Source organism: Streptomyces sp. NPDC101225 (assembly GCF_044767585.1).
In the GTDB taxonomy this organism is placed as follows: Bacteria; Actinomycetota; Actinomycetes; order Streptomycetales; family Streptomycetaceae; genus Streptomyces.
On record NZ_JBIWOE010000035.1, the window covers coordinates 23,440 to 44,068 of the forward strand.

Annotated in this window: 15 protein-coding genes; 4 read left to right on the forward strand and 11 right to left on the reverse strand. The window is 69.2% G+C overall.

From position 1 onward, the window contains the following. Window positions 1-14: 14 nt before the first annotated feature. Together ACIRPX_RS34945 and ACIRPX_RS34950 are read right to left on the reverse strand one after the other, a co-directional pair. Window positions 15-1,736: a hydantoinase B/oxoprolinase family protein gene (locus tag ACIRPX_RS34945; protein WP_404202824.1), complete on the reverse strand. Its 1,722-nt coding sequence runs from the start codon at window positions 1,734-1,736 to the stop codon at window positions 15-17. Beyond that, window positions 1,733-3,871 (reverse strand): hydantoinase/oxoprolinase family protein, encoded by a 2,139-nt coding sequence (locus ACIRPX_RS34950; protein WP_404202826.1) that lies wholly within the window; start codon window positions 3,869-3,871, stop codon window positions 1,733-1,735. The genes ACIRPX_RS34945 and ACIRPX_RS34950 overlap by 4 nt, the downstream gene beginning before the upstream one ends. A 143-nt stretch (window positions 3,872-4,014) precedes the next feature. Here ACIRPX_RS34950 and ACIRPX_RS34955 point away from each other — a divergent pair, with 143 nt between their 5' ends. Next, window positions 4,015-4,758, forward strand: coding sequence for an SDR family NAD(P)-dependent oxidoreductase (locus ACIRPX_RS34955; protein ID WP_404202951.1), 744 nt, complete (start codon window positions 4,015-4,017; stop codon window positions 4,756-4,758). Window positions 4,759-4,767: 9 nt separating this feature from the next. Here the strand turns inward: ACIRPX_RS34955 and ACIRPX_RS34960 are convergent, their stop codons facing one another. After that, entirely contained in the window at window positions 4,768-5,994 is a 1,227-nt protein-coding gene (locus ACIRPX_RS34960; RefSeq protein WP_404202828.1) for an acetyl-CoA C-acyltransferase, read from the reverse strand. Window positions 5,995-6,222: 228 nt separating this feature from the next. Between ACIRPX_RS34960 and ACIRPX_RS34965 the strand changes: the two genes are divergently transcribed. The 3 genes from ACIRPX_RS34965 (at window position 6,223) to ACIRPX_RS34975 (ending at window position 10,579) form a co-directional block, all read left to right on the forward strand. Next, window positions 6,223-6,912 carry a TetR/AcrR family transcriptional regulator gene (locus tag ACIRPX_RS34965; protein ID WP_404202830.1) on the forward strand — a complete coding sequence of 230 codons (690 nt, stop codon included), beginning with the start codon at window positions 6,223-6,225 and terminating at the stop codon, window positions 6,910-6,912. Between the two features lie 365 nt (window positions 6,913-7,277). After that, window positions 7,278-8,687 (forward strand): MFS transporter, encoded by a 1,410-nt coding sequence (locus ACIRPX_RS34970; protein ID WP_404202832.1) that lies wholly within the window; start codon window positions 7,278-7,280, stop codon window positions 8,685-8,687. Window positions 8,688-8,851: 164 nt separating this feature from the next. Next, the gene (locus tag ACIRPX_RS34975) at window positions 8,852-10,579 is read left to right on the forward strand and encodes a SpoIIE family protein phosphatase (RefSeq protein ID WP_404202834.1); all 1,728 of its coding nucleotides are present in this window, start codon (window positions 8,852-8,854) and stop codon (window positions 10,577-10,579) included. A gap of 43 nt (window positions 10,580-10,622) precedes the next feature. Here the strand turns inward: ACIRPX_RS34975 and icmF are convergent, their stop codons facing one another. The 8 genes from icmF to ACIRPX_RS35015 form a co-directional block, all read right to left on the reverse strand. Continuing rightward, window positions 10,623-13,895 carry a fused isobutyryl-CoA mutase/GTPase IcmF gene (gene icmF / locus ACIRPX_RS34980; RefSeq protein WP_404202836.1) on the reverse strand — a complete coding sequence of 1,091 codons (3,273 nt, stop codon included), beginning with the start codon at window positions 13,893-13,895 and terminating at the stop codon, window positions 10,623-10,625. A gap of 95 nt (window positions 13,896-13,990) precedes the next feature. Then, window positions 13,991-14,830 (reverse strand): enoyl-CoA hydratase/isomerase family protein, encoded by an 840-nt coding sequence (locus ACIRPX_RS34985; RefSeq protein WP_404202838.1) that lies wholly within the window; start codon window positions 14,828-14,830, stop codon window positions 13,991-13,993. Then, complete coding sequence (locus tag ACIRPX_RS34990) at window positions 14,827-16,125, reverse strand: acyl-CoA dehydrogenase family protein (protein ID WP_404202840.1); 1,299 nt, start codon at window positions 16,123-16,125, stop codon at window positions 14,827-14,829. Before ACIRPX_RS34990 ends, ACIRPX_RS34985 begins: the two co-directional genes overlap by 4 nt. A 55-nt stretch (window positions 16,126-16,180) precedes the next feature. Continuing rightward, window positions 16,181-17,230 carry a phosphotransferase family protein gene (locus ACIRPX_RS34995; protein ID WP_404202842.1) on the reverse strand — a complete coding sequence of 350 codons (1,050 nt, stop codon included), beginning with the start codon at window positions 17,228-17,230 and terminating at the stop codon, window positions 16,181-16,183. Further along, window positions 17,227-17,694, reverse strand: a complete 468-nt coding sequence (locus ACIRPX_RS35000) for a MaoC/PaaZ C-terminal domain-containing protein (protein WP_404202844.1) — start codon at window positions 17,692-17,694, stop codon at window positions 17,227-17,229. The genes ACIRPX_RS34995 and ACIRPX_RS35000 overlap by 4 nt, the downstream gene beginning before the upstream one ends. Further along, on the reverse strand, window positions 17,691-18,209 hold the full coding sequence (locus ACIRPX_RS35005; RefSeq protein WP_404202845.1) for a MaoC family dehydratase N-terminal domain-containing protein: 519 nt from the start codon (window positions 18,207-18,209) through the stop codon (window positions 17,691-17,693). The genes ACIRPX_RS35000 and ACIRPX_RS35005 overlap by 4 nt, the downstream gene beginning before the upstream one ends. After that, window positions 18,206-18,994: an SDR family NAD(P)-dependent oxidoreductase gene (locus ACIRPX_RS35010; protein WP_404202848.1), complete on the reverse strand. Its 789-nt coding sequence runs from the start codon at window positions 18,992-18,994 to the stop codon at window positions 18,206-18,208. The genes ACIRPX_RS35005 and ACIRPX_RS35010 overlap by 4 nt, the downstream gene beginning before the upstream one ends. Window positions 18,995-19,156: 162 nt before the next feature. Continuing rightward, window positions 19,157-20,620 (reverse strand): dihydrolipoamide acetyltransferase family protein, encoded by a 1,464-nt coding sequence (locus ACIRPX_RS35015; protein ID WP_404202850.1) that lies wholly within the window; start codon window positions 20,618-20,620, stop codon window positions 19,157-19,159. Between the last annotated feature and the right edge of the window lie 9 nt (window positions 20,621-20,629).

The following is a 20,629-nucleotide window of genomic DNA, read 5'->3' on the forward strand; positions in this document are numbered from 1 at the left end:
TGCGTGGACGGTCGTCAGGGGTTGTCTGCGGCGCGGGATGCGCGGGTGGCTTCCTCATCGACCTCGCCGCCCGGGGTCAGGACGACGCCGTATGCCCGGGCGGCGGCTGCGGCTGTCACCCGGCCGTCAGCCACATCGCGCAGCACCAGCTCCACGTCGCGCGCGGCCGGTTGCCCGATTCCCCCACCGCCGCTGGTCTCGACGACGAATGCCTCGCCGACCTGGAAGCGCTCGTTGTTCATCTTGGACGGCAGCCGTTGCTTTCCACCGTCGGCGGTGAGCCGGTAGAAACCACCGAGCGCACCCGCTGCACCGCCGTCTCGTCCGCGCGGCGCGTTCAGCAGCCGGTCCCCCCGCGTGGTGATGTGGGCGTCCGCGTGCAGGCGGAAGACCGTCCGGGTGCCCAGGCCCCCCCGCCAGCGCCCGGCGCCGCCGGAGTCGGCGACGTACTCCATGCTTTCCACTACGAACGGGCAGCGGCTCTCGACGGGTTCGACCTGAGGTACGGAATTGCGGCCCAGGCCGAAGTGGATGCCGGTGGCGTCGGGTCCGTCCCGGCCGCTGCGTGCGCCGGCGCCGCCGAAGTCGTATGCCAGATGAATCCAGTACGGCGCATCGTGCGCGGCGATGGTGAAGGGCTGCAGGATGCCTGAGGCGGCGATGGCCCGCTCGGGGAAGGCGTCCGACAGGGCCTGCCAGATGGCTTCCATGGCGGCGTAGCAGGGGATGAAGCGTCCGCCGCACGGATAGGGGGACTGCGCGTTGAGCAGCGAGCCCTCAGGGAGGCGGACGTCGAGTACGCGCAGGCAGCCGTCGTTCATGGGGATGCTGGGGTCCAGGAAGCAGCGGACCGCGAACACTGCGGCTGCCAGCGACTGGGAGAGGCTGGAGTTGATCGCCGCCGGCACCTGGGCGTCGGTGCCTTCGAAGTCGAGGACGGCCTTCCCGTCGCCGAGCGTCACTGCGACCCGCACCTTGTAGGAGGTGTCCGGGTGGATGCCGTCGTCGTCGATGACGTACTCGCTGCGGTAGGTGCCGCCGTGGAACTGGCTCAGTGCGGTCCGCGTGCGCTGCTCGGTGTGGTCGAGGTAGTCGTCGATGCCCTGACGGAACTCCGCCGGCCCGTATTCCGTGAGGAGTTCGTCGACGCGGCTGGCGGCGACGGCGGTACCGGCGATGAGGGCTCGGACGTCGCCGAGCACCTTGTCCGGGGTGCGGCTGTTGAGTGCCAGGATGCGGATGACCTGGTCGTCGGTGCCTGCGGCGGTGGCGACCCGGACCGGAGGCAGCTGCAGTCCTTCGAGGAAGATCTCGTTTGCGAGTGTGGCCATGCCGCCGGCCGAGATGCCGCCGAGGTCCGAGACGTGGATCAGTGTGGCGGTGAAGTACTCGACCTGGTCGTCGACGAAGACGGGGCGGAAGACGAGCAGGTCATTGGTGTGGATGCCGCCGCGATAGGCATCGTTGGTCATGAAGACGTCGCCGGGGCGCATCGACTCCAGCGGGAAGTCCTCGATGACGCACGGCAGGGCCACCGACAGGGCCATGCTGTTCATCAGGGTGGTGGCGACGGAGTGGGCGATGAGCCGGCCCTGCTTGTCGAGGATGGCGGCCGAGGCGTCGGAGCCTTCCACGATGAACGTGGAGTAGGCCGAGCGCACCACGACGATGCTCGCCTCCTCGGCGGCCACAGACAGGGCGTTGCGCAGAACCTCTGCGGTCAGTGTGTCCGTCATCGGGTTCCCTCAGCTCGGCTCGCGGTCTTGGTCAGGACGACGTTGGCTTCGGCGTCGATGTGCGCGTACCAGCCGGGCGGTACGACGATGGTGGACTCGGCGTCCTGGACGATGGCCGGGCCGTCGAAGTCGTCGCCGAGGTACAAGCGTGCCCGGTCGTGGACCGGCGTCTGCACATAGCCGTTGTGCTCGCGGAACCAGACGGCGCGTTCGGCGATGCGGGCCGACTCGTGGTCGGCGGCCAGCGGTTTGCGGCTCACCGGCACCTTGGGCACCACGCGAGTCACGCGCACTCGGTAGCTGACGAACTCGACGGGCCCGCGCAGTTGGATGCCGTACGCGCGGCGGTATTCCTCATGGAACCGGTCTGCCGCCTCGTCGAGGTCGGTCTTGGTCATGCTGGTGCCCGGGATCTGGACGGTGAGTTCGTGTGCCTGCCCGGTGAAACGGACGTCGGCCGCGCGGTGCACCTCGACGTCGGGATCGTCCAGACGGACTCCGAGATCCTGCGCGGCCGAGGCGGCCAGGTCGGTGAAGGTACGTTGCATCGTGTCGAGGTCGGCGTCCGCGTGCGCGGTGGGTCGGGTCAGGACCCGGTCGGTGCTCAGGTCGGTGACCAGGAGTCCTACTGCTGAGCCGACGCCGCAGGAGGGCGGGACGATGACGGTGTCGATGTCGAAGCGCTCGGCGACACGTGCAGCGTGCATCGGGCCTGCCCCGCCGAAGGCGACAACGGCGAAGCCGCGCGGGTCGATCCCCCGCTGGACCGTGACGACGTGTACGGCGCCGCCCATCGTGGCGTTGGCGATCTCGTGGACCGCATGGGCCGCGACGGCACGGTCGGTGCGCAGTGGTCCGGCCAGCGCCGCTTCGACGGCCTGTTCGGCGAGGTCCCGGCGCAGGGCAAGGGTGCCGCCGGCGATGGCGTCGGGATCCAGGTAGCCGAGGACGAGATTGCAATCGGTCACGGTCGGTTCGGTGCCACCCAGCCCGTAGCAGGCCGGCCCGGGCTGGGAGCCTGCGGAGCGGGGGCCCACGTGCAGGGTGCCGGCCTGATCCACCCAGGCGATCGACCCGCCGCCGGCGCCGACTTCGGCGAGGTCGATGGCGGGGGTCTTGATCGGTACGCCGGTGCCGGCGCGCCTGCCGCCGAAGCTGCCCTTGCCACCGACGTGAAACTCACGGGTCACGTCGGGGCGGCCGTCCCGGATCACACAGGCCTTGGCGGTGGTGCCGCCCATGTCGAAGGAGATGACGTCAGGCCGGTCCGCGGCGAGTCCGGTGGTTCGCGCGGAGATTACCCCGGCCGCCGGGCCTGATTCGATGGTGGCCACGGCACGGCGTCCGGCCAGGTCGGCGGACATCACTCCGCCGCCTGACTCCATGACCTGGACGCCTGCCTGGATACCCAGGTCGGACAGCCGGGACTGGAGCCTGCGCAGGTAGCGGGCCATGACGGGGCCGACGTAGGCGGACATGAGAGTCGTGGTGGCGCGTTCGTACTCGCGCAGTTCGGGCCAGATGTCGCAGGAGACGACAACGGCGGTGTCGGGCGGCAGGATCTCTCGGAGGATCCCCGAGACGCGTCGCTCGTGTTCCGGATTCGAGTAGGAGTGCAGCAGGCAGACTGCGACCGCGTCGGTACCTGCTGCCGCGATCCGCTCGGCGACCTGCCGCACGGCCCTCTCGTCGAGCGGAACCAGCACGCTGCCGTGGTGGTCAATCCGCTCGGGCACCTCGAAGCAGCGGGCCGGCTCGACCGGCGGGGCGGGCGGGGCGAAGTGGATGTCGTACCGGTCCTCTTCAACCCGCGCATACCGCCCGAGCGGCAGCATGCTGCGGAAACCCTGAGTCGTCACGTAGGCGACACGCACGCCCTTACGTTCCAGGATCGCGTTGGTGGCCAGCGTGGTGGCGTGGACGACCCTGGTGACCGCGGCGGGCGCCACTCGGGCGTCGGACAGCGCCGACTGAACCCCACGCAGGATTCCTTCCGTGGGGTCGTGGTGCGTACTCAAACACTTGGTGACGGCGACCTGGCCATGCGGTCCGGCGAGCACGATGTCCGTGAAAGTGCCGCCGACGTCGATGCCCAGTGCATAGCCGTCCGTGATGTCCCTATCGACGAGTGGCATGCCGGGAGACTACGACTTGAGCAAGCGCTCGTCTAGACACAAGCAAGTGCTTGGTTAAATATGGAGAGACAACCGGTCCACCGAGGTCAAGTGACGGGCCGGGCCGGGCCTTGCCTCAGCGAGCCGAAGGGGCCATCACCGTGATGGGTTTCGAAGATCGCACCGCATTGGTGACCGGCGCCGCTTCCGGCATCGGCCGTGCCGTCGCCATCGAACTGGCAGCGCGCGGGGCGCGATTGGCGCTGCTCGACATCCACACGGCACCGATGCACGAGACGCTGGGCGAGCTGGCGGGCGACGCCAATCGCCACGTGGCGGTGACGGCGGACGTCGCCTCCGCTGAGGGGGTCGGCCGAGCGGTCGGGACGATCATCGAAGAGACGGGCGGTATCGATTTCCTGTGCAATGTGGCCGGAGTTCCAGACGACGCAACGCCGTGCCACCAGATGCCTCTCGAGCAGTGGCACAGGGTGCTGTCCGTCGACCTGACCGGCCCGTTCCTCACCAGCCAGGCGGTGCTGCCATCGATGCTGGAGCGCTCGAGGGGAGCGATCGTCAACGTTGCGTCGATGGCAGGGCTGGTCGCCAGCGGTGGCGGGGTTGCCTACACGGCAGCGAAGCACGGGCTGGTAGGGCTGACGAAGAGGCTTGCGGTGGAGTATGGAACGCACGGCATCCGTGCGAACGCAGTGTGTCCCGGCTACATCGCAACCCCCATGAATCTTCCCTACCGCGACATGGTGAAGGAGGTGGTCGAGGCGACTCCTGCTGGACGGTGGGCCAGCGCTGAGGAGGTCGCGAAGCTCGTCGCCTATCTACTCGCCCCCGAGGCCGAGTACATCATGGGTGCGGCCTTCACGATCGACGGCGGGGCGACGGCCCTGTGACGCTCCGTCTCAAGCACAGCACCCTGCTTCCCGGGCCGCTGTGCCTGGGCGCGTTCCGGGAGCGCGCAGCAGGACGGCGTCTCCCTGTCCTCCGCCTCCGGAGAGCGCGGCGACACCCATGCCTCCTCCGCGCCGGCGTAGCTCCAGGGCAAGGGTCAGGATCATGCGGGCGCCCGTCATGCCGATGGGGTGCCCCAGGGCAATGCCGCCGCCGTTGACGTTGACCCGCTCCGAGGTGAGGCCGAGATCGCGCATGGAGGCGATGACCACGCCGGCGAAGGCTTCATTGATCTCGAACAGGTCGACGTCCCCCACCGTGAGCCCTCCCGCCCGGCGCAGTGCGTCGTGGGCGGCGGCCGCCGGTTGCCCGAAGAGCGAGGGGTCAGTACCGGCTGTGACTCCATAGGCGCCGATCTCGGCGAGCCAGCCAAGCCCGCGGCGTTCTGCGTGCTCCCTGCTCATCAAGACCATGGCGCAGCCGCCGTCGGAGGGCTGTGCGGCGAAGTCGCCGGGGATGATCCCCTGGTCGTTCTGAAGCAGGCCGTCATGGGGAGCAGGCGATCCTTCCGCGAGGGGGTCAGGCCAGACGCCATCGTCGTGCTCAACGAGTTGGCGGTCGGAGAAGGGCGCGATGGCCACGGGGACGATTTCCTCGGCCAGCAGGCCCGCCTTGCCGGCGGCTACAGCTCGGGCGTGAGAAAGAGCGGCGAAGTCGTCCTGCTGCCCGCGCGGGATGCCGAACCGGGTCTGGTAGCGCTCCGTGGCGATCCCGGCGGGCTCCCCGTCGAAGGCACAGCGCAGGGCGTCATGGTCCAGCGCGTCCGTGGCCTGCACGTCGGCAGTTCGGCGGCGCGGCGGCGGAATGAGGTGGGGCGCATTTGTCATCGATTCCATGCCGCCCGCCACGACGATGTCGTGCTGGCCGGTGCTGATGAGCTGGTCTGCGAACGCGACGGCCGTAAGGCCGGACAGGCACAGCTTGTTGATGGTGGTCGCGGGGACGTCCATCGGGATTCCCGCTCCGGCCGCGGCCTGCCTGGCGGGGTTGGGACCCGCTCCGGCTTGCACTGCGCTACCCATCACCACAGCGTCGACGTCGCCGCCGTCGATGCCCGCGGCACGGACCGCGGCTGCAATAGCCAGCGCGCCGAGCCCGACGGCGGAATGGTCACGCAGGCTGCCCGCGACCCTTCCGATCGGTGTGCGAACCCCGGCGACTATCACTGATCCCGGCATACGTACCTCCTCGTACTCTGCCGCGGCCGCAACCGTGCGAGTGGCTGGCCCAGAGCCGGTCCCATCGGCTCAAGTCGCCTCGGTCACGGGCGAGACCTTAAGCCGATCGACCGATCGAATCAAGTGATTCGACACATATTGCCGCACGGCGCACCCCGGCCGGACACGACACGACAGAGTTGAGCAAGCATTTGCGCAGCACTGGGTTCGGGGCCGATACTGGCCCGCGTGGCCAAGGGGATCGCACAAGAGCGCACATCAACTGCACGCCGGACTCGCAAGTCGACACCGGCCGATTCGGAGCGGCGCGCCGAACTGGTCCGGATCGCAGCGGAGCTGTTTGCGGAGCGCGGCTACAAGGCAACCACCGTCCGTGCGATCGGCGATGCGGCGGGCGTGCTGTCGGGCAGCCTTTACCACCACTTCGACTCCAAGGAAGCCATCGCGGACGAGCTGTTCACAAGTTACTTCGATGAACTACTCGCGGCCTACAGGGAGATCATCGAGTCGGAGGCCGGCGCACGGGAAACCTTCAGCCAGCTGGTCCAGGCCGCGTTCGAGTCGATAGAGCGGCATCACGCCGCGGTCATCGTGCTGCAGAACGAGCAGCACTATCTCCACGAATTTCCGCGCTTCGCCTACCTCGATGACCAGCAGCGGGAAGTGGCGAACCTATGGACCGGCGTGTTGGAGGACGGCATAGAGGACGGCGTCTTCCGCGAGGGTCTCAACGCGAAGGTCATCTACCGCTTCGTGCGCGACGCCATTGCGACGACGGCCCGCTGGTATCGGCCCAGCGGGCCGTTCAAACTGCAGGAATTGGCGGAGCAGTACCTCGTGATGACTCTCGACGGCATCACCGCACCACGCCGCCGGCCGCGCCGCCCGAGGTCCTCTTCCGCGGGCGACGGCAAGTAGCCGAACCGCCGAAGACGGAACAAGCGCCGCACCTGCCCGGGGTGCGGCGCTTTCTGCATGCACACGGCAAGCACCACTCCGATGAGGTTACGCATATATAAATCAAGTGTTTCAATCACTTGACCGACAACCGGTGCGACCCTACTGTGTCCCCACCGCAGGGATCCGTTTCGGCCAGTCGCCGCCCTGTCGGAACGAACGTATTCCTGCCCCGGCCGGGCCGACGCGAGAACCGCTACACATTCCCTTCCCCTACTCCTCGACGGAGCCCTGCGATGACGCAGACCCAATCGGGAGCGGCGTTCGAGCCGCCGACCACGGAGCCTGGCACAGAAGGAACCCCGGAGCCGGATTCCGGAGCCCCCGTGCGGCCTACGACCGCTGTCATTTTCACCCTCATCGCACTGCTCTGGCCACTGGAGGTGCTCAGCCTCTCCTACAGCCTGCTGACCCCCGCGGTGACCGAGATCGCGACCCACTACCAGACCCAGCAGGTCGGCTGGGTGTTCACGTCGCTGACCCTGGTGGGCGCCGTGGCTGGGCCGGTCATGAGCAAGTACGGAGACATCCACGGCAAGAAGAAGGTCATGCTGGTGGGGGCGGCCGGCGGCATCGCCGGCGGTCTCATCGCCGCCCTTGCCCCGAACTTTCCGACGCTTCTGGTCGGACGCTCCCTGCAGGGCCTGATGCTGCCACTGGCCACACTCTCCTACTCGCTGATGCGCGACATCCTGCCGAAGCGCTGGATCGCCTTCGCGGCCAGCCTCACCGTCGGCGGCACGGGTGTGGTGACGATCAGTGCGCCCTTCATCGCCGGTTACTTCGTGGACGAGCACGGGTTCCGGTCGGTGTTCTGGCTCCTCGTCGCGCTCTCTGCCATCGCCTTCCTGGGACTGCTGGCTGTTCCCGAGTCCAGGGTGCACACGCGCTCCCGGCTCGACTGGACCGGTGTGATCCTCCTCGGCGCCGGCGTGACCCTCGTGCTGGTGGGCCTCAGCGAGGCCTCCACCTGGACCTGGTCGTCTCCCAGGACGCTGGGCAGCATCTTCGGCGGCCTCGCGGTGCTGCTGGTGTGGGTGATCGTGGAGCGAAGGACCCGCGAACCTCTGGTCGACCTGAGGCTGGTCTCCCGCCGCCCGGTGCTCACGACCATCATCGTGGCGGGACTCGCTTACGGTGCGGTCGGCGCATACACGACCGTTCTTCCGATGATGGCCATGACACCCCGCGTACTGGGCGGTGACTACGGCTTCGGATCGACAGCCATGCAGTTGACGCTGTTCACCGTGCCCGCCGGCATCGCCACCTGTGTGCCGAGCTTCATCGCGGGTCTGTACATGCGCCGCATCGGTGCCCGGCTCCCGGCCGTCGTCGGCTCCCTGATCATGGCCGCAGGCGCCACGTACACGGCGTTCTCGCACAGCGAGAAGTGGCAGATCCTTCTCGGCTTCACCGTGCTCGCGGCGGGCGCGAGCCTGGCCTACGCGGCGGTGCCGAATCTGGTCATCGAGGCCACGCCCGTGGACCAGCAGGCCATCACCGCGGGCATGACCGGGCTCCTGCAGACGGTGGGCTCCACGGTGGCGGTCCAGATCGTCTACGTGATCCTTCTGCAGAACGTCGGGCAGCTCGTCCAAGGCAGCCCCATCTACACCGGCAGGGGCTACACCGTGGCGTACCTCGCGTGCGCCGGTTTCGCCCTCGTGGCCATGCTCGTGGGGCTGCTCATCCCCCACGGACGGCCCAAGTCCCGGCAGGATCTCTCTCAAGCCTGAGAAGTCCGGCGCTCAGGTGGCGCGAGATCGGCGGCTGCAGCAGCTCCGGTCCTGTGCCACGGCCGTATTCTGGGATACTTCCCACTGAGCGAGAGTGACGTTTCTGGACAGTTCCAGTTGACCGGATGTCCCGATCGTCCCGGCCAGCAGAAGCGAAGTGCGACATGGATCAGAGCACGGCCGAGCGTGAGCGGGTCCACCGCCATCTTGATCTTCTGCGCGCCGCAGCCGGATTCGGGAGTTCGTTGGATGCCGCGCAGACTGCTGAGGATCTCGCCACGCTGCTGGTTACCAGCTCCGGCTTCGCGGACGTGGCCATGGTGGACGTCGCCCAAGCCGTGCTCGAGGGCGACGCGCTGCCGGCCGCAGTCCGGTTCGGCGGGCTCTGCATGCGCAGGCTGGGGGCCGCACAACGCGGAGGAGGGTGGCAGACAGGGCTTCCCGGAGCAGGGGCCGAGACGCCGACCGTGCCGGATTCGCCCGCCCTCCATGAACTCCAGCAGGGCCGCCCCATCCTGATCAACGACCTCGGACTGCTGAGAGCCACCCTCGGCGAGGATTCCGACCTCATCCGGTCGGTGCTCCCCGAACACGCGCAGTCGGGGCTGAGTGTGGCCCTCTATGCCCGAGGTCTGCTGCTCGGGGGCGTCACCGTGTGGCGTAACGGGCCGGCTGCGCCCTTCGACGAGGATGACGCCGTCGTGTTCGAGCAGATCGCCTGCCTCACCGCACTGAGCCTCGACAACGCCCGTCGCGCCCTGCGGGAAGAACGGGCCGCCGTTGCACTGCAGAGCAGCCTTCTGCCCCCTGCCCTGTTCGAGAGCACCGCGGCAGAGACCGTCGGGATGTATGTACCCGCGGCCACAGGCGCAGGGGTCGGCGGCGACTGGTTCGACGTCATCACCCTGCCCTCCGTGCGCACGGCCTTCGTCATCGGCGACGTGGTCGGCCACGGCATCTACGCCTCGGCAGCCATGGGCAGACTGCGCACGGCCGTCCAGACCCTGGCCGACATGGAACTGGAGCCCGACGAGCTGCTCGCCTGTCTGGACGATCTGGTCGCCCGGCTGGACCGGCAGCGCGCAGACCAGTCCAGCCCGGATGGGGTCCTGGGCACGACCTGCCTGTATGCGGTGTACGACCCGGGTGAACGCCGCTGCACGCTCGCCAGCGCGGGGCATCCGCCGCCGGTTTTGGTGAAGCCGGACGGCACCGCTCAGCTCGTGAACATCGTTCCCGGCCCGCCTCTCGGTATCGGCGGCCTGCCGTTCGAGCCCGTTGAAATCGACCTCGAGCCGGGAAGCATGCTCGTGCTGTACACCGACGGCCTGTTGGGCTTCCCGTCAGGCGACATCGAAGTCGGCATGGAGCAATTGCGGCGCGCTCTGCAATCCGAGGTGCAGGCCGATCGTGGCCTGGAGGACACGGGCCACCGCGTCATGGCTGAGCTTGTCGGTGCCCCTTGCGTGGATGATGCCACCGCACTGTTCATCCGTACCCGGGCGGTCCCGGCGCAGGACATGGCGGTCCGGGAGTTTCCTGCCGATCCGTCGGTCGTCGCGGACGTGCGGCAATGGGCCAGCCGACAGCTGGCCGCCTGGGAACTCGAGGAGATGGCCTTCACGACCGAACTGGTGGTGAGCGAGCTCGTCACCAACGCCATCCGGTATGCGGGCGGGCCGGTAGGACTGCGCCTGATCCGCGACAGTGCTCTCGTCTGTGAGGTCTCGGACCCGAGCAACACCCACCCGCGGCTTCGCCGGGCCCACGACATGGACGAGGGCGGCCGGGGGCTCTTCCTCGTGGCCCAACTCACCGACCGGTGGGGCAGCCGGTACACCCGCTCGGGAAAGACCATCTGGACCGAACAACCGTTGGTTCCATTGTTCTGACGCAGGACCGGCCTCACCCGAGCGATCCGTCGGCCCGGCCGACTCACACGTTGCGCCGGTATTGGCCGCCCACCTCGAAGAACGCCTCGGTGATTTCCTGCAGGGAGCAGACGCGGGCCGCATCCATGAGGACCGCGAAGACGTTGTCCCCGGCGGTGGCGGCCTGCTTGAGAGCCGCCAGGGCCGACTGTGCCTGCGAGTGGTGGCTGGACTGGTACTCGCGTACGCGCTGAAGCTGGGAGACCTTCTCCTGCTCGGTGGCGCGGGCCAGTTCGACGACGGTGGCCTCCTGGGTATCCGCGTGCGGGTTGCGGAAGGTGTTGACCCCGATGATGGGCAGCGTGCCGTCGTGCTTGCGCTGCTCGTACAGCATGGACTCGTCCTGGATGCGGCCGCGCTGGTAGCCGGTCTCCATCGCGCCGAGGACACCGCCGCGCTCGCTGATCCGCGCGAACTCGGTGAGGACGGCCTCCTCGACCAGATCGGTGAGCTCGTCGATGATGAACGAGCCCTGCAGTGGGTTCTCGTTCATGGCCAGGCCCCACTCCCGGTTGATGATCAGCTGGATGGCCAGGGCCCGGCGCACCGACTCCTCGGTGGGTGTGGTCACCGCCTCGTCGTAGGCATTGGTGTGCAGGCTGTTGCAGTTGTCGTAGATCGCGATGAGTGCCTGCAAGGTGGTACGGATGTCGTTGAAGTCCATCTCCTGTGCGTGCAGGGACCGGCCGGAGGTCTGGATGTGGTACTTCAGCTTCTGGCTGCGCTCGTTGGCCGCGTACTGGTCGCGCATCGCCACCGCCCAGATCCGGCGCGCAACCCTGCCGAGCACCGTGTACTCGGGGTCCATGCCGTTGGAGAAGAAGAACGACAGGTTGGGTGCGAAGTCGTCGATGTCCATGCCGCGGGCCAGATAGGCCTCGACGTAGGTGAAGCCGTTGGCGAGGGTGAAGGCGAGCTGGCTGATGGGGTTCGCGCCGGCCTCGGCGATGTGGTAGCCGGAGATCGACACCGAGTAGAAGCTGCGGACCTGCTGCTGGATGAACCACTCCTGGATGTCGGCCATCATCCGCAGGGAGAACTCCGTGGAGAACAGGCAGGTGTTCTGTCCCTGGTCCTCCTTGAGGATGTCCGCCTGCACAGTGCCGCGCACGGAAGCGAGCGTGCGGGCGCGCACCTCGGCCGCCTCCTGGGGTACGGGTTCGCGGTTGTGCTCGGCGCGGAACGCGTCGAGTTGCTGGTCGATCGCGGTGTTCAGGTAGAACGCGAGGATCGTGGGCGCCGGACCGTTGATCGTCATGGACACCGAGGTGGTTGGCCCAACCAAGTCGAAGCCGTCGTAGAGGGCCTTCATGTCATCGAGGGTGGCCACGGAAACGCCGGACGTGCCGATCTTGCCGTAGATGTCGGGGCGTTCGTCGGGGTTGCGGCCGTAGAGCGTCACGGAGTCGAAGGCCGTGGACAGGCGCGTGGCCTCGCCGTCGGCGGACAGCAGCTTGAAGCGGCGGTTGGTGCGGAACGGGTCGCCTTCGCCGGCGAACATGCGGGCCGGGTCCTCACCTTCACGCTTGAAGGGGAACACACCGGCGGTGAACGGGAAGCGCCCAGGCAGGTTCTCGGCGCGCAGGAACCGCAGCAGTTCGCCGTGGTCGGTGAAGCGCGGGAGGGCGATGCGGGGGATACGGTTGCCGGACAGCGACTCGCGCACGAGGGCAGTACGCAGTTCGCGGTCACGGATGGTAACCACCAGCTCGTCCCCGGAGTGCGAACGGACGGTCTCGGGCCAGGCCTCCAACTGCCGCTGTGAGGCCAGGTCGAGAGCCTCGCGAGCCGTGGTCAGCAGTGCGTCGACCGCGTCGGTGTCCGCTTGTGCTGCGGCCAGCTCCTCCTGCACCTCGGTAAGCACCTGAACCCGGCGCGCGGCCGCGGTCTGTGTGGCCGTGTGGGCGTGATAGCGGCGCACGGTGTCGGCGATGTCGGAGAGGTAGCGCACGCGGGCCGGGGGGACGATCTGGGCGGCGCCGCTGGAGTGCCGCACCGCGACTTCCGGGAGCGTGCCGGGCCGCGTCCGCAGCCCCTTCTCGGTGAGCAGTCCGCGCAGGCGCTGGTAGAGGGCGGTCACTCCGTCGTCGTTGAAGGTGGCGGCGCTGGTGCCGAACACCGGCATGTCCTCGGGCCGCAGGTCGAAGGCTTCCCGGTTGCGGACCAGTTGACGGCCCACGTCCCGCAGGGCGTCCTGCGCGCCGCGCCGTTCGAACTTGTTGATGGCCACCACGTCCGCGAAGTCCAGCATGTCGATCTTCTCGAGCTGGGAGGCCGCGCCGAACTCGGGTGTCATCACATACAGCGAGACATCCACATACGGGACGATAGCCGCGTCGCCCTGCCCGATGCCGGGGGTCTCCACGATCACGAGGTCGTGGCCGGCGGCCTCGCACGCGGCGATGGCGTCGTGCAGGCCGTCGGGGAGTTCATGGCTGCCCCGGGTGGCCAGGGAGCGGAAGAAGACGCGGTCGCCGTCCAGGGCGTTCATCCGGATGCGGTCCCCGAGCAGTGCTCCGCCCCCGCGGCGACGCGTCGGGTCCACGGCGAGCACCGCGATCCGCAGTTCGTCCTGCTGGTCGGTGCGCAGCCGGCGGACCAGTTCGTCGGTGAGCGAAGACTTGCCGGAGCCGCCGGTGCCGGTGATGCCAAGAACGGGCACCTTGCGCTCGGAGGCCGCCGCATGCACTGCGTGCAGCACCGGGTCCGGCACGGTACTGGCGGTCAGGCCGGTGACCAGACGGGCAAGTGCGGAGCGGTCACCGCCCAATACCGCAGCAACGTCGGAGGGGTTCTCCTTCCACAGGTCCCGGTCGCATTCCTCGATCATCGAGCTGATCATTCCGGCGAGCCCGAGCCGCAGTCCGTCCTCCGGAGAAAAGATGCGGACCCCGCTGTGGGCCAGTCGGGCGATCTCGTCGGGGACGATGACGCCGCCTCCCCCGCCGTAGACCTTCACGTGCCCCGCGCCGCGCTCCTTCAGCAGTTCCACGAGGTATTCGAAGTACTCGACGTGGCCGCCCTGGTAGGAGCTGATGGCCACGCCTTGCGCGTCCTCCTCCAGCGCGGCATCCACCACCTCCTTCACCGATCGGTTGTGCCCGAGGTGGATCACTTCGGCCCCCTGCGACTGCAGGATGCGCCGCATGATGTTGATCGCGGCATCGTGCCCGTCGAAGAGGCTGGAGGCGGTCACGAAGCGGACGGGGTGCTGGGGTCGGTACAGCTCCGCAGAAGCGCCCTGGGACGGCGCGGTCGTCGTTGCAGGGGTGGACAAGGGGGCCTCCGAGGAGATACGTCCGTGGCCTGCACGGGGCGCAGGCAGAAGGGCGAAGGTGATCGGTCGGTTCTCGTGCGCCGGAAGCATTCCGGTCAGGTGCGCCCGCGGTGCGAGCCCTCCAGGAACTGCCGCATCGCCGCCCGGACTTCGGGGCGGGCGGCGGCGTCGGCGATGAACTCCGCCTCGCACTCGAGGTGATCGTGCAGTTCGTCGAGCCGTCCGGCGCGCACCAGCAGCTTGGTTCGGCTCAACGCGTGGACATGGCCCGTCGCCAGGGAGCGGGCCAGTTCCTCGGCGACGGAGGGCAGGTCCTCCTCGTCGACGACCCGGTTGAACAGCCCCCATTGCTCGGCCTCGGTCGGACGCACGACGCGGTTGGTGAACGCCAGGTCGAGGGCCCTGCGTTCGCCCACCAGCCGGGGCACAAACCAGGAGGCTCCGCAGTCGGGGGTGAGGCCGAGGGCCGTGTAGGCCAGGCGCAGCTTGGCCGAACGGGCCGCCACCACCAGGTCGGCGCTGAGCGCCAGGCCCACTCCTCCGCCTGCGACGGCGCCGCGGATTTCCGCGATGACGGGGACGGACAGTCCCACGAGTCCGAGGACGGCGGCGTGTGCGGCACCGGCGACCGCCGTGACGTAGGCGCCGACATCGTCCCTCTGAGCGACGAAGGCCTTCAGGTCGCCGCCGACGCTGAAGTTGCGGCCCTCGGCCCGCAGCAGCACGGCGCCAACGCCGCCGCGATCCGGCTCGTTCGTCCATTCCACGATCTGCTCCACGGCGCGCCGCAGGGCGGTGACGAAGTCGAGGTCGAAGGCGTTGCCTGTCTCCGCGGACGCCAGTACGAGGCGGACCACGGCACCGTCGCGTTCCACCCGCACGGGCAAGGTTGAGGAGGCGAGCTGCTCGCCGGCCGGTTGCGTTCGGGTTGTCATCGCGTTCTCTTTCCGCCGATGGCCTTGTCTCGCTGGCGTGCCAGCTCTCTGCGGCCGAGCACCATGCGGTGCACCTCGTCCGGGCCGTCGGCGAAACGCAGACCGCGTGCCTGGGCCCACAGCATCGCCAGCGGCAGGTCCTGGGCCATGCCGGCCGCGCCATGCAGCTGGATCGCCCGGTCGATGACCCACTCGGCGGTCTGCGGTGCGGCGATCTTGATGGCCGATATCTGGGTGCGGGCCTGGCGCGCTCCCACCTCGTCGATGAGCCACGCCGCCTGAAGGACCATCAGCCGCAGCTGATCGATCCGCACCCGGGCCTCGGCGAGCCAGCTCAGCACCTCGCCCTGCTCCGCCAGGGGGCGCCCGAAGGCGGTTCTCTCCTCGGCGCGGGCGCACATCAGCTCCAGCGCCCGCTCGGCCATCCCCACCAGCCGCATGCAGTGGTGGATGCGGCCGGGCCCCAGCCGTGCCTGTGCAAGGCGCGCGCCTTCTCCCTCCTGGCCCAGCAGGTGGGTGGCGGGCACGCGGACGTTCTCGAAGGCCACTTCGGCGTGGCCGCCGTGGGCCGCGTCGGTGAAACCGAACACGGACAGGCCGCGCACCACGTGGACGCCTTCGGTGTCCGTGGGCACGAGGAGGATGCTCTGCCGGTGGCGCGGTTCGGCATCGGGGTCGGTGACGGCCAGGACAACGAGGAGTTCGCACTCGGGGGCAAGGGCGCCCGTGGCCCACCACTTGCGCCCGTTGAGGACGTACTGGTCTCCTTCGTGGCGTGCGGTGAGCCGCATGTTGGAGGCGTCCGAGGATGCGAGACCCGGCTCGGTCATGCAGTAGGCGGAGCGGATACGCGCCTCGAGGAGCGGCTCCAGCCAGCGCTTCTTCTGCTCATCGGTGGCGAACATGGCCAGCAGTTCCATGTTGCCGGTATCCGGTGCCGCGCAGTTCAGCGCTTCCGGGGCGACCCGGGGGCTCCAGCCGGTGATCTCGGCCAGGGGCGCGTACTGCAGGTTGGACAGGCCAGCGCCGAGCGGTGAGTGCGGCAGGAAGAGGTTCCACAGCCCCCGGCGTTGCGCCTCGTCGCGCAGCTCGGCCATGACCGGCGGGCGTCCCCAGCCGGAGGCGGGTGCACCGGGGTGTTCGCGGGAACCGGCGACGAAGTGGGGTTCCGCGAAGTGGGGTTCCGCGAAGTGGGGCTCCGCGAAGTGGGGTTCGGCGGGGATGACATGCGTGGCCATGAAGTCGGTGAGGTTCTCGCGGAGTTCCTCGGTGCGCTTGTCGAAGGAGAAGTCCATCTCGGTGTCCGTTCGTGTGCCGGCGTCAGGCAGCGTGGGCAGTCGCAGGCGGGGGTCAGCTGTGAAGGTGGGTGAGACCGCGCTCGACGAGCTGGGGCACCATCGTGCCGATCGCTTCGAAGCCCTCGCCGACGGTCAGGCCCTGCTGGTGGCGGAAGTGGATGCCTTCGAGGATCACGGCGAGCTTGTAGTGGGCGAAGGCCATGTACCAGTCGAGGTCGTCCAGCTTCAGACCGCTGCGCTGTGCGTAGCGGTCGGCGAGCTCCTCCCAGGAGGGGAAGGCCGGATGCAGACCGGGGGTTCCGGCGATCGGGTTGTCGATACCTGCCCAGCCGATCCAGTAGAGGTGGAACAGGCCCAGGTCGGCGAGCGGGTCGCCGAGGGTGGCCATCTCCCAGTCCAGTACGGCGTTCGGGCGTTCGGGGTGATCGGGGTCGAAGATGGCGTTGTCGAGCCGGTAGTCGCCGTGGACCAGACTGTGTCGCTGGGTGGTGGGCAGGTGGCGGGCCAGTCCGTCGGCCAGTTCCCCGAAGCCGGCCACGGTGCGGCAGGCGGAGGCTTCCAACTGCCTTTTCCAGCGGCTGACTTGGCGTTCCAGATACCCCTCGGGGCGGCCGAAGCCGGCTAGGTCCACTTCGGCGGGCGACACGTTGTGCAGGTCGGCGAGCGTGTCGACGAACCCGTGGGCCAGCGTGCGGGCGGTGGGACCGTTCAGTGTGGCGAGGTCATCCTCGGTGCGCAGGACCAGGCCGTCGACCAACTCCATGACGTAGAAGGGTGCGCCCAGCACGTCCGCGTCGTCGCATACGGCGATCATGAGAGGGACCGGGACGTCGGTGGGGCCGAGTGCAGTGAGCACGCGCGCCTCGCGCAGCATGTCGTGCGCGGTCTGCAGGACGTGGCCGAGCGGCGGGCGGCGCAGCACCCAGCACAGGGGGCCCCAGTCGATGCGGTAGGTGAGGTTGGAACGTCCACCGGACAGCAGCGAGACGTGCATCGCTTCGGTCGGGGGTGTCCAGGGCCCGGCAGCACGAGTGAGGAACTGCGCGAGCCGCTCGCAGTCCACGCCGGGGATTGCCTGGCTGGTCGGTGCGGGCTGGGTCATGTGCTTGGGCTCCTTGCTGCGCTGAGGGCGTGCGGAGACAGTCGGGCCGTGCCCCGCGCCGTGGCTTGTCCCTCGGCGTTGGCCACCAGCACGTCGACGTCGGTCGGTGTGGTGTCCTCCGGCTGCTGCTCCCCGGCCCGGGTCACGGTGACCGTCAGCCTGTCGCCGACCCGGACCGGAGCGGTGAAGCGGATGCGATAGGCCTTAACGGTTCCGGGGCCGGTGACCTGCTCGAGGACCCGTCCCGCCCAGGCCATGGAGAGCATGCCGTGCGCGATCACATCGTCGAGTCCTGCTGCCATGGCCGCATCGATGTCGATGTGGACGGGGTTGTGGTCTCCGGATGCCCCGGCGTACAGGGCGAGGTCGGTGCGGGTGACGGGGGGCAGGGTGAAGGTCGCCAGCGGGGCGGCAGCTGCCTCGGCGGTGTTGCGTCCGGCGGGCGGTGCTGTTGCGTCGGTCATCGGCTGTCCTCCTCAGCGGGAGCCGTAGGGCGTACGACAGCGAGCGTGGAGCTCAGGTCGGCGACGACTGCGCGGTGTTCGTTGGTCACGTGCGTCTCGCGTACAACGAACTGCAGCGCCCCGCCCGCCTTTACGGTCACGTCCGTGATGCGGGAGGTGAAGGTCAGCCGCCGGCCGGACCAGGCGGGCTGATGGTGGACGAAGGACTGCTCGGCGTGCAGGACCGTGGCCAGGTCCACCTCGATGTCGGTCAGCCACCTCCAGGGGTCGGGGCGGTCCATCTCCAGGCAGAACAGGAACGTCGGCGGCACGAGCAGACCGGGGCGGGAGGCGGCCCGGGCCGCGTCTTCGTCGATGTACTCGGGTCGCCGTTCGCCGATGGCGTGGGCGAATTGGCGCAGCCGGCCCGCTTCCACGAGGACCGTGTGCGGCGGGGTGCAGGTGCCGATGACGGACGGGTTGATGAGCGGGGCGGGCGACGGCCGGGTCGCCCCGATGGGGGCAGGAGTGCTCACGTGAAGCTCCTCAGCAGAAGGGCGTCGCCCTGACCGCCGCCCCCGCACAGGGCGGCCACTCCGGTTCCGCCGCCCCTGCGTCGCAGTTCGAGGGCGAGGGACAGAACGAGGCGGGCGCCGCTCATGCCCACAGGGTGGCCCAGGGCGATGGTGGCGCCGGTGCCTGCGGGCGCCTCGGTGAGTCGGGTGGCGATCAGCCCGAACGCGACCGCGTTGACCGTGACTTGGTAGCGGCCCCACTCTTTGGCGAGCGTCTTGGTCAGCCCGACGACGCCGGCCTTGCCGGAGGCGTAGCCGGCCTGTCCGATGTTGCCGCCGAGTCCGGCGACCGAGCTGATGTTGACGACCTTGCGGACGGTGCGCTCCCCCGCCTCGGCATCGCGCTTGGCGGCCTCGCGGAAGGCGCCGGTGGCGGCTCGCAGGATGCGGAACGGTGCGCGCAGGTGGACGTCGAGCATGGCGTCGAACTGCTCGTCGGTGGTCTTGTGGACCACGGAGTCCCAGGTGTAGCCGGCGTTGTTGATGATGATGTCGAGGCGGCCGTAGGTGTCCTGCGCCGCCTTGACGAAGCGGTCGCCGAAGTCCGGCTCGGTCACGCTGCCCGGGAACGCGGCGGCCTCGATGCCGTCCTTCGCCAGCAGGGCGACCGTTTCCTCGGCGGGCTCCCGGTCAAGGTCGTTGACGAGTACTCGGGCTCCCTCTGAGCCGAGCTTGCGGGCGATCTCCCGTCCGATCCCGCGGCCCGCTCCGGTGATCAGAGCGACCTTGCCTGCCAGCTTCGTCATCGCAGCCTTCCATGAGGGTTGATCAGGCGACGTGCACGCGTCGCCCTCTGGTCGAGGAGAACGCAGGCCCGGATGCGTTGGCGTCGAGCCCGGGGACGAGGTGGTGGCCCACCCGCGCGGCTGGATTGACCTCCCGCTCCAAGCCGCGCGGGCGGGGGCTTATCAGCGGTAGGCCTCCGCCGGCCATTCCTGCAGGGCGTGCTGCAGGGCATTGAGCGCCCGGAGGGCGGCGGAGCCGTCCATGGCCCGGTGGTCAAAGGTCAGGCCGAGCCGGGCGACCGGGCGGATGGCGATGTATTCCTCGCCGTTGTCGCCCGTGACGGCCACGGGCTGGCGGATCACTGCGGGCACGCCGAGCGAGGCCACCTGCGGGCGGGTCAGGATCGGCGTGGAGACCGCACCGCCGACGCTGCCGGAATTGCTGATGGTGATGGTGCCGCCCTGCAGGTCGGCCGCGGTCAGGCGGCGGTCCCTGGTGCGCTGGGCGAGGTCGGTGATGGTCTCGGCCATCCCGTCCAGGCTGAGGCGTTGGGCATCGCGCACCACCGGGACGTAGAGCCCGGCCTCCACGTCCACCGCTATGCCCAGGTTCACCGTCCGCCAGCGCAGCAGGTGGGTGTCGGTGAAGGTGGCGTTGATGTCGGGGTGTTCACCGATCACCGCCACCAGGGCCCGGGCGATGAATGGCAGGTAGCTGAGCTTGTCCCGGCCCTGGCGGGCCCGCTCGGCGTTCACCTCGGCACGGGCGGCGGCCAGGCGCGTGAAGTCCACGTCGACCTGAGCGGTGAGCTGCGGCGCGGTACTCACCGAGGCCACCATGTGGGCGGCGATCGCCTTACGGATCGGGGTGAGCGGCACCTCCTCGCAGGGGACGGCCTCGTAGCCGTCGGGGCGCAACGTGGTGCTGGCGGTGGCGGGCCGGTCCGCGGGCGTCGGCGGAGCCGGGAGTGCGGTCGCTGGTGCCTGCTCGGCGGGGGCCGGCGGTGCCTGCGGGGTGGCGGCGGCCTCCAGGTGAGCGCGGACGTCATCGCGGGTGACGCGCCCGCCGCGGCCGGTGCCGCGCACGGCCCGCAGGTCGATGCCTGATTCCTTGGCCATGCGGCGCACCAACGGTGAAGTGGGCGGCGCCGCATGGTCGGTGGCAGCGGGGTCCGTCACGTAGCGCAGGGCATTGGTGAGGACGAGCGACAGCCCGTCGAGGTCCTGGCGTGCCGTGACGGCAGGCACCGGCGGGGCGGCGGACGGCGCAGGGTGAGGCTCGTACGTCTGCTGCGCCGGCTCGGTGTGCTGCAGTGATGGGGCGGGCGCAGGCTCTGCGGGCGCGGACGCCGCTGGCAACTGCGGCTTGCCCCCGAGCGCGGCGGTGATCTCCGCGTCACTTGCGTCGAGCGGGGCGAACCGAGCGATCAGTTCGCCGACGGGCACCTCCTGGTCGGGGTGGGCGAGGATTTCCACGAGGGTGCCCTCTTGGGGGGAGGCGACCTCCGTGTCCACCTTGTCCGTCGACACATCGAGCAAGGGCTCGTCGAGGGCCACGTTGTCGCCTGGCCCCTTGTGCCAGGTGGTGATGACAGCCCGCTCGACGGAACCCATATGGGGCAGGCGGATGTCGATCAGCGTTGTCATGTCAAGTCT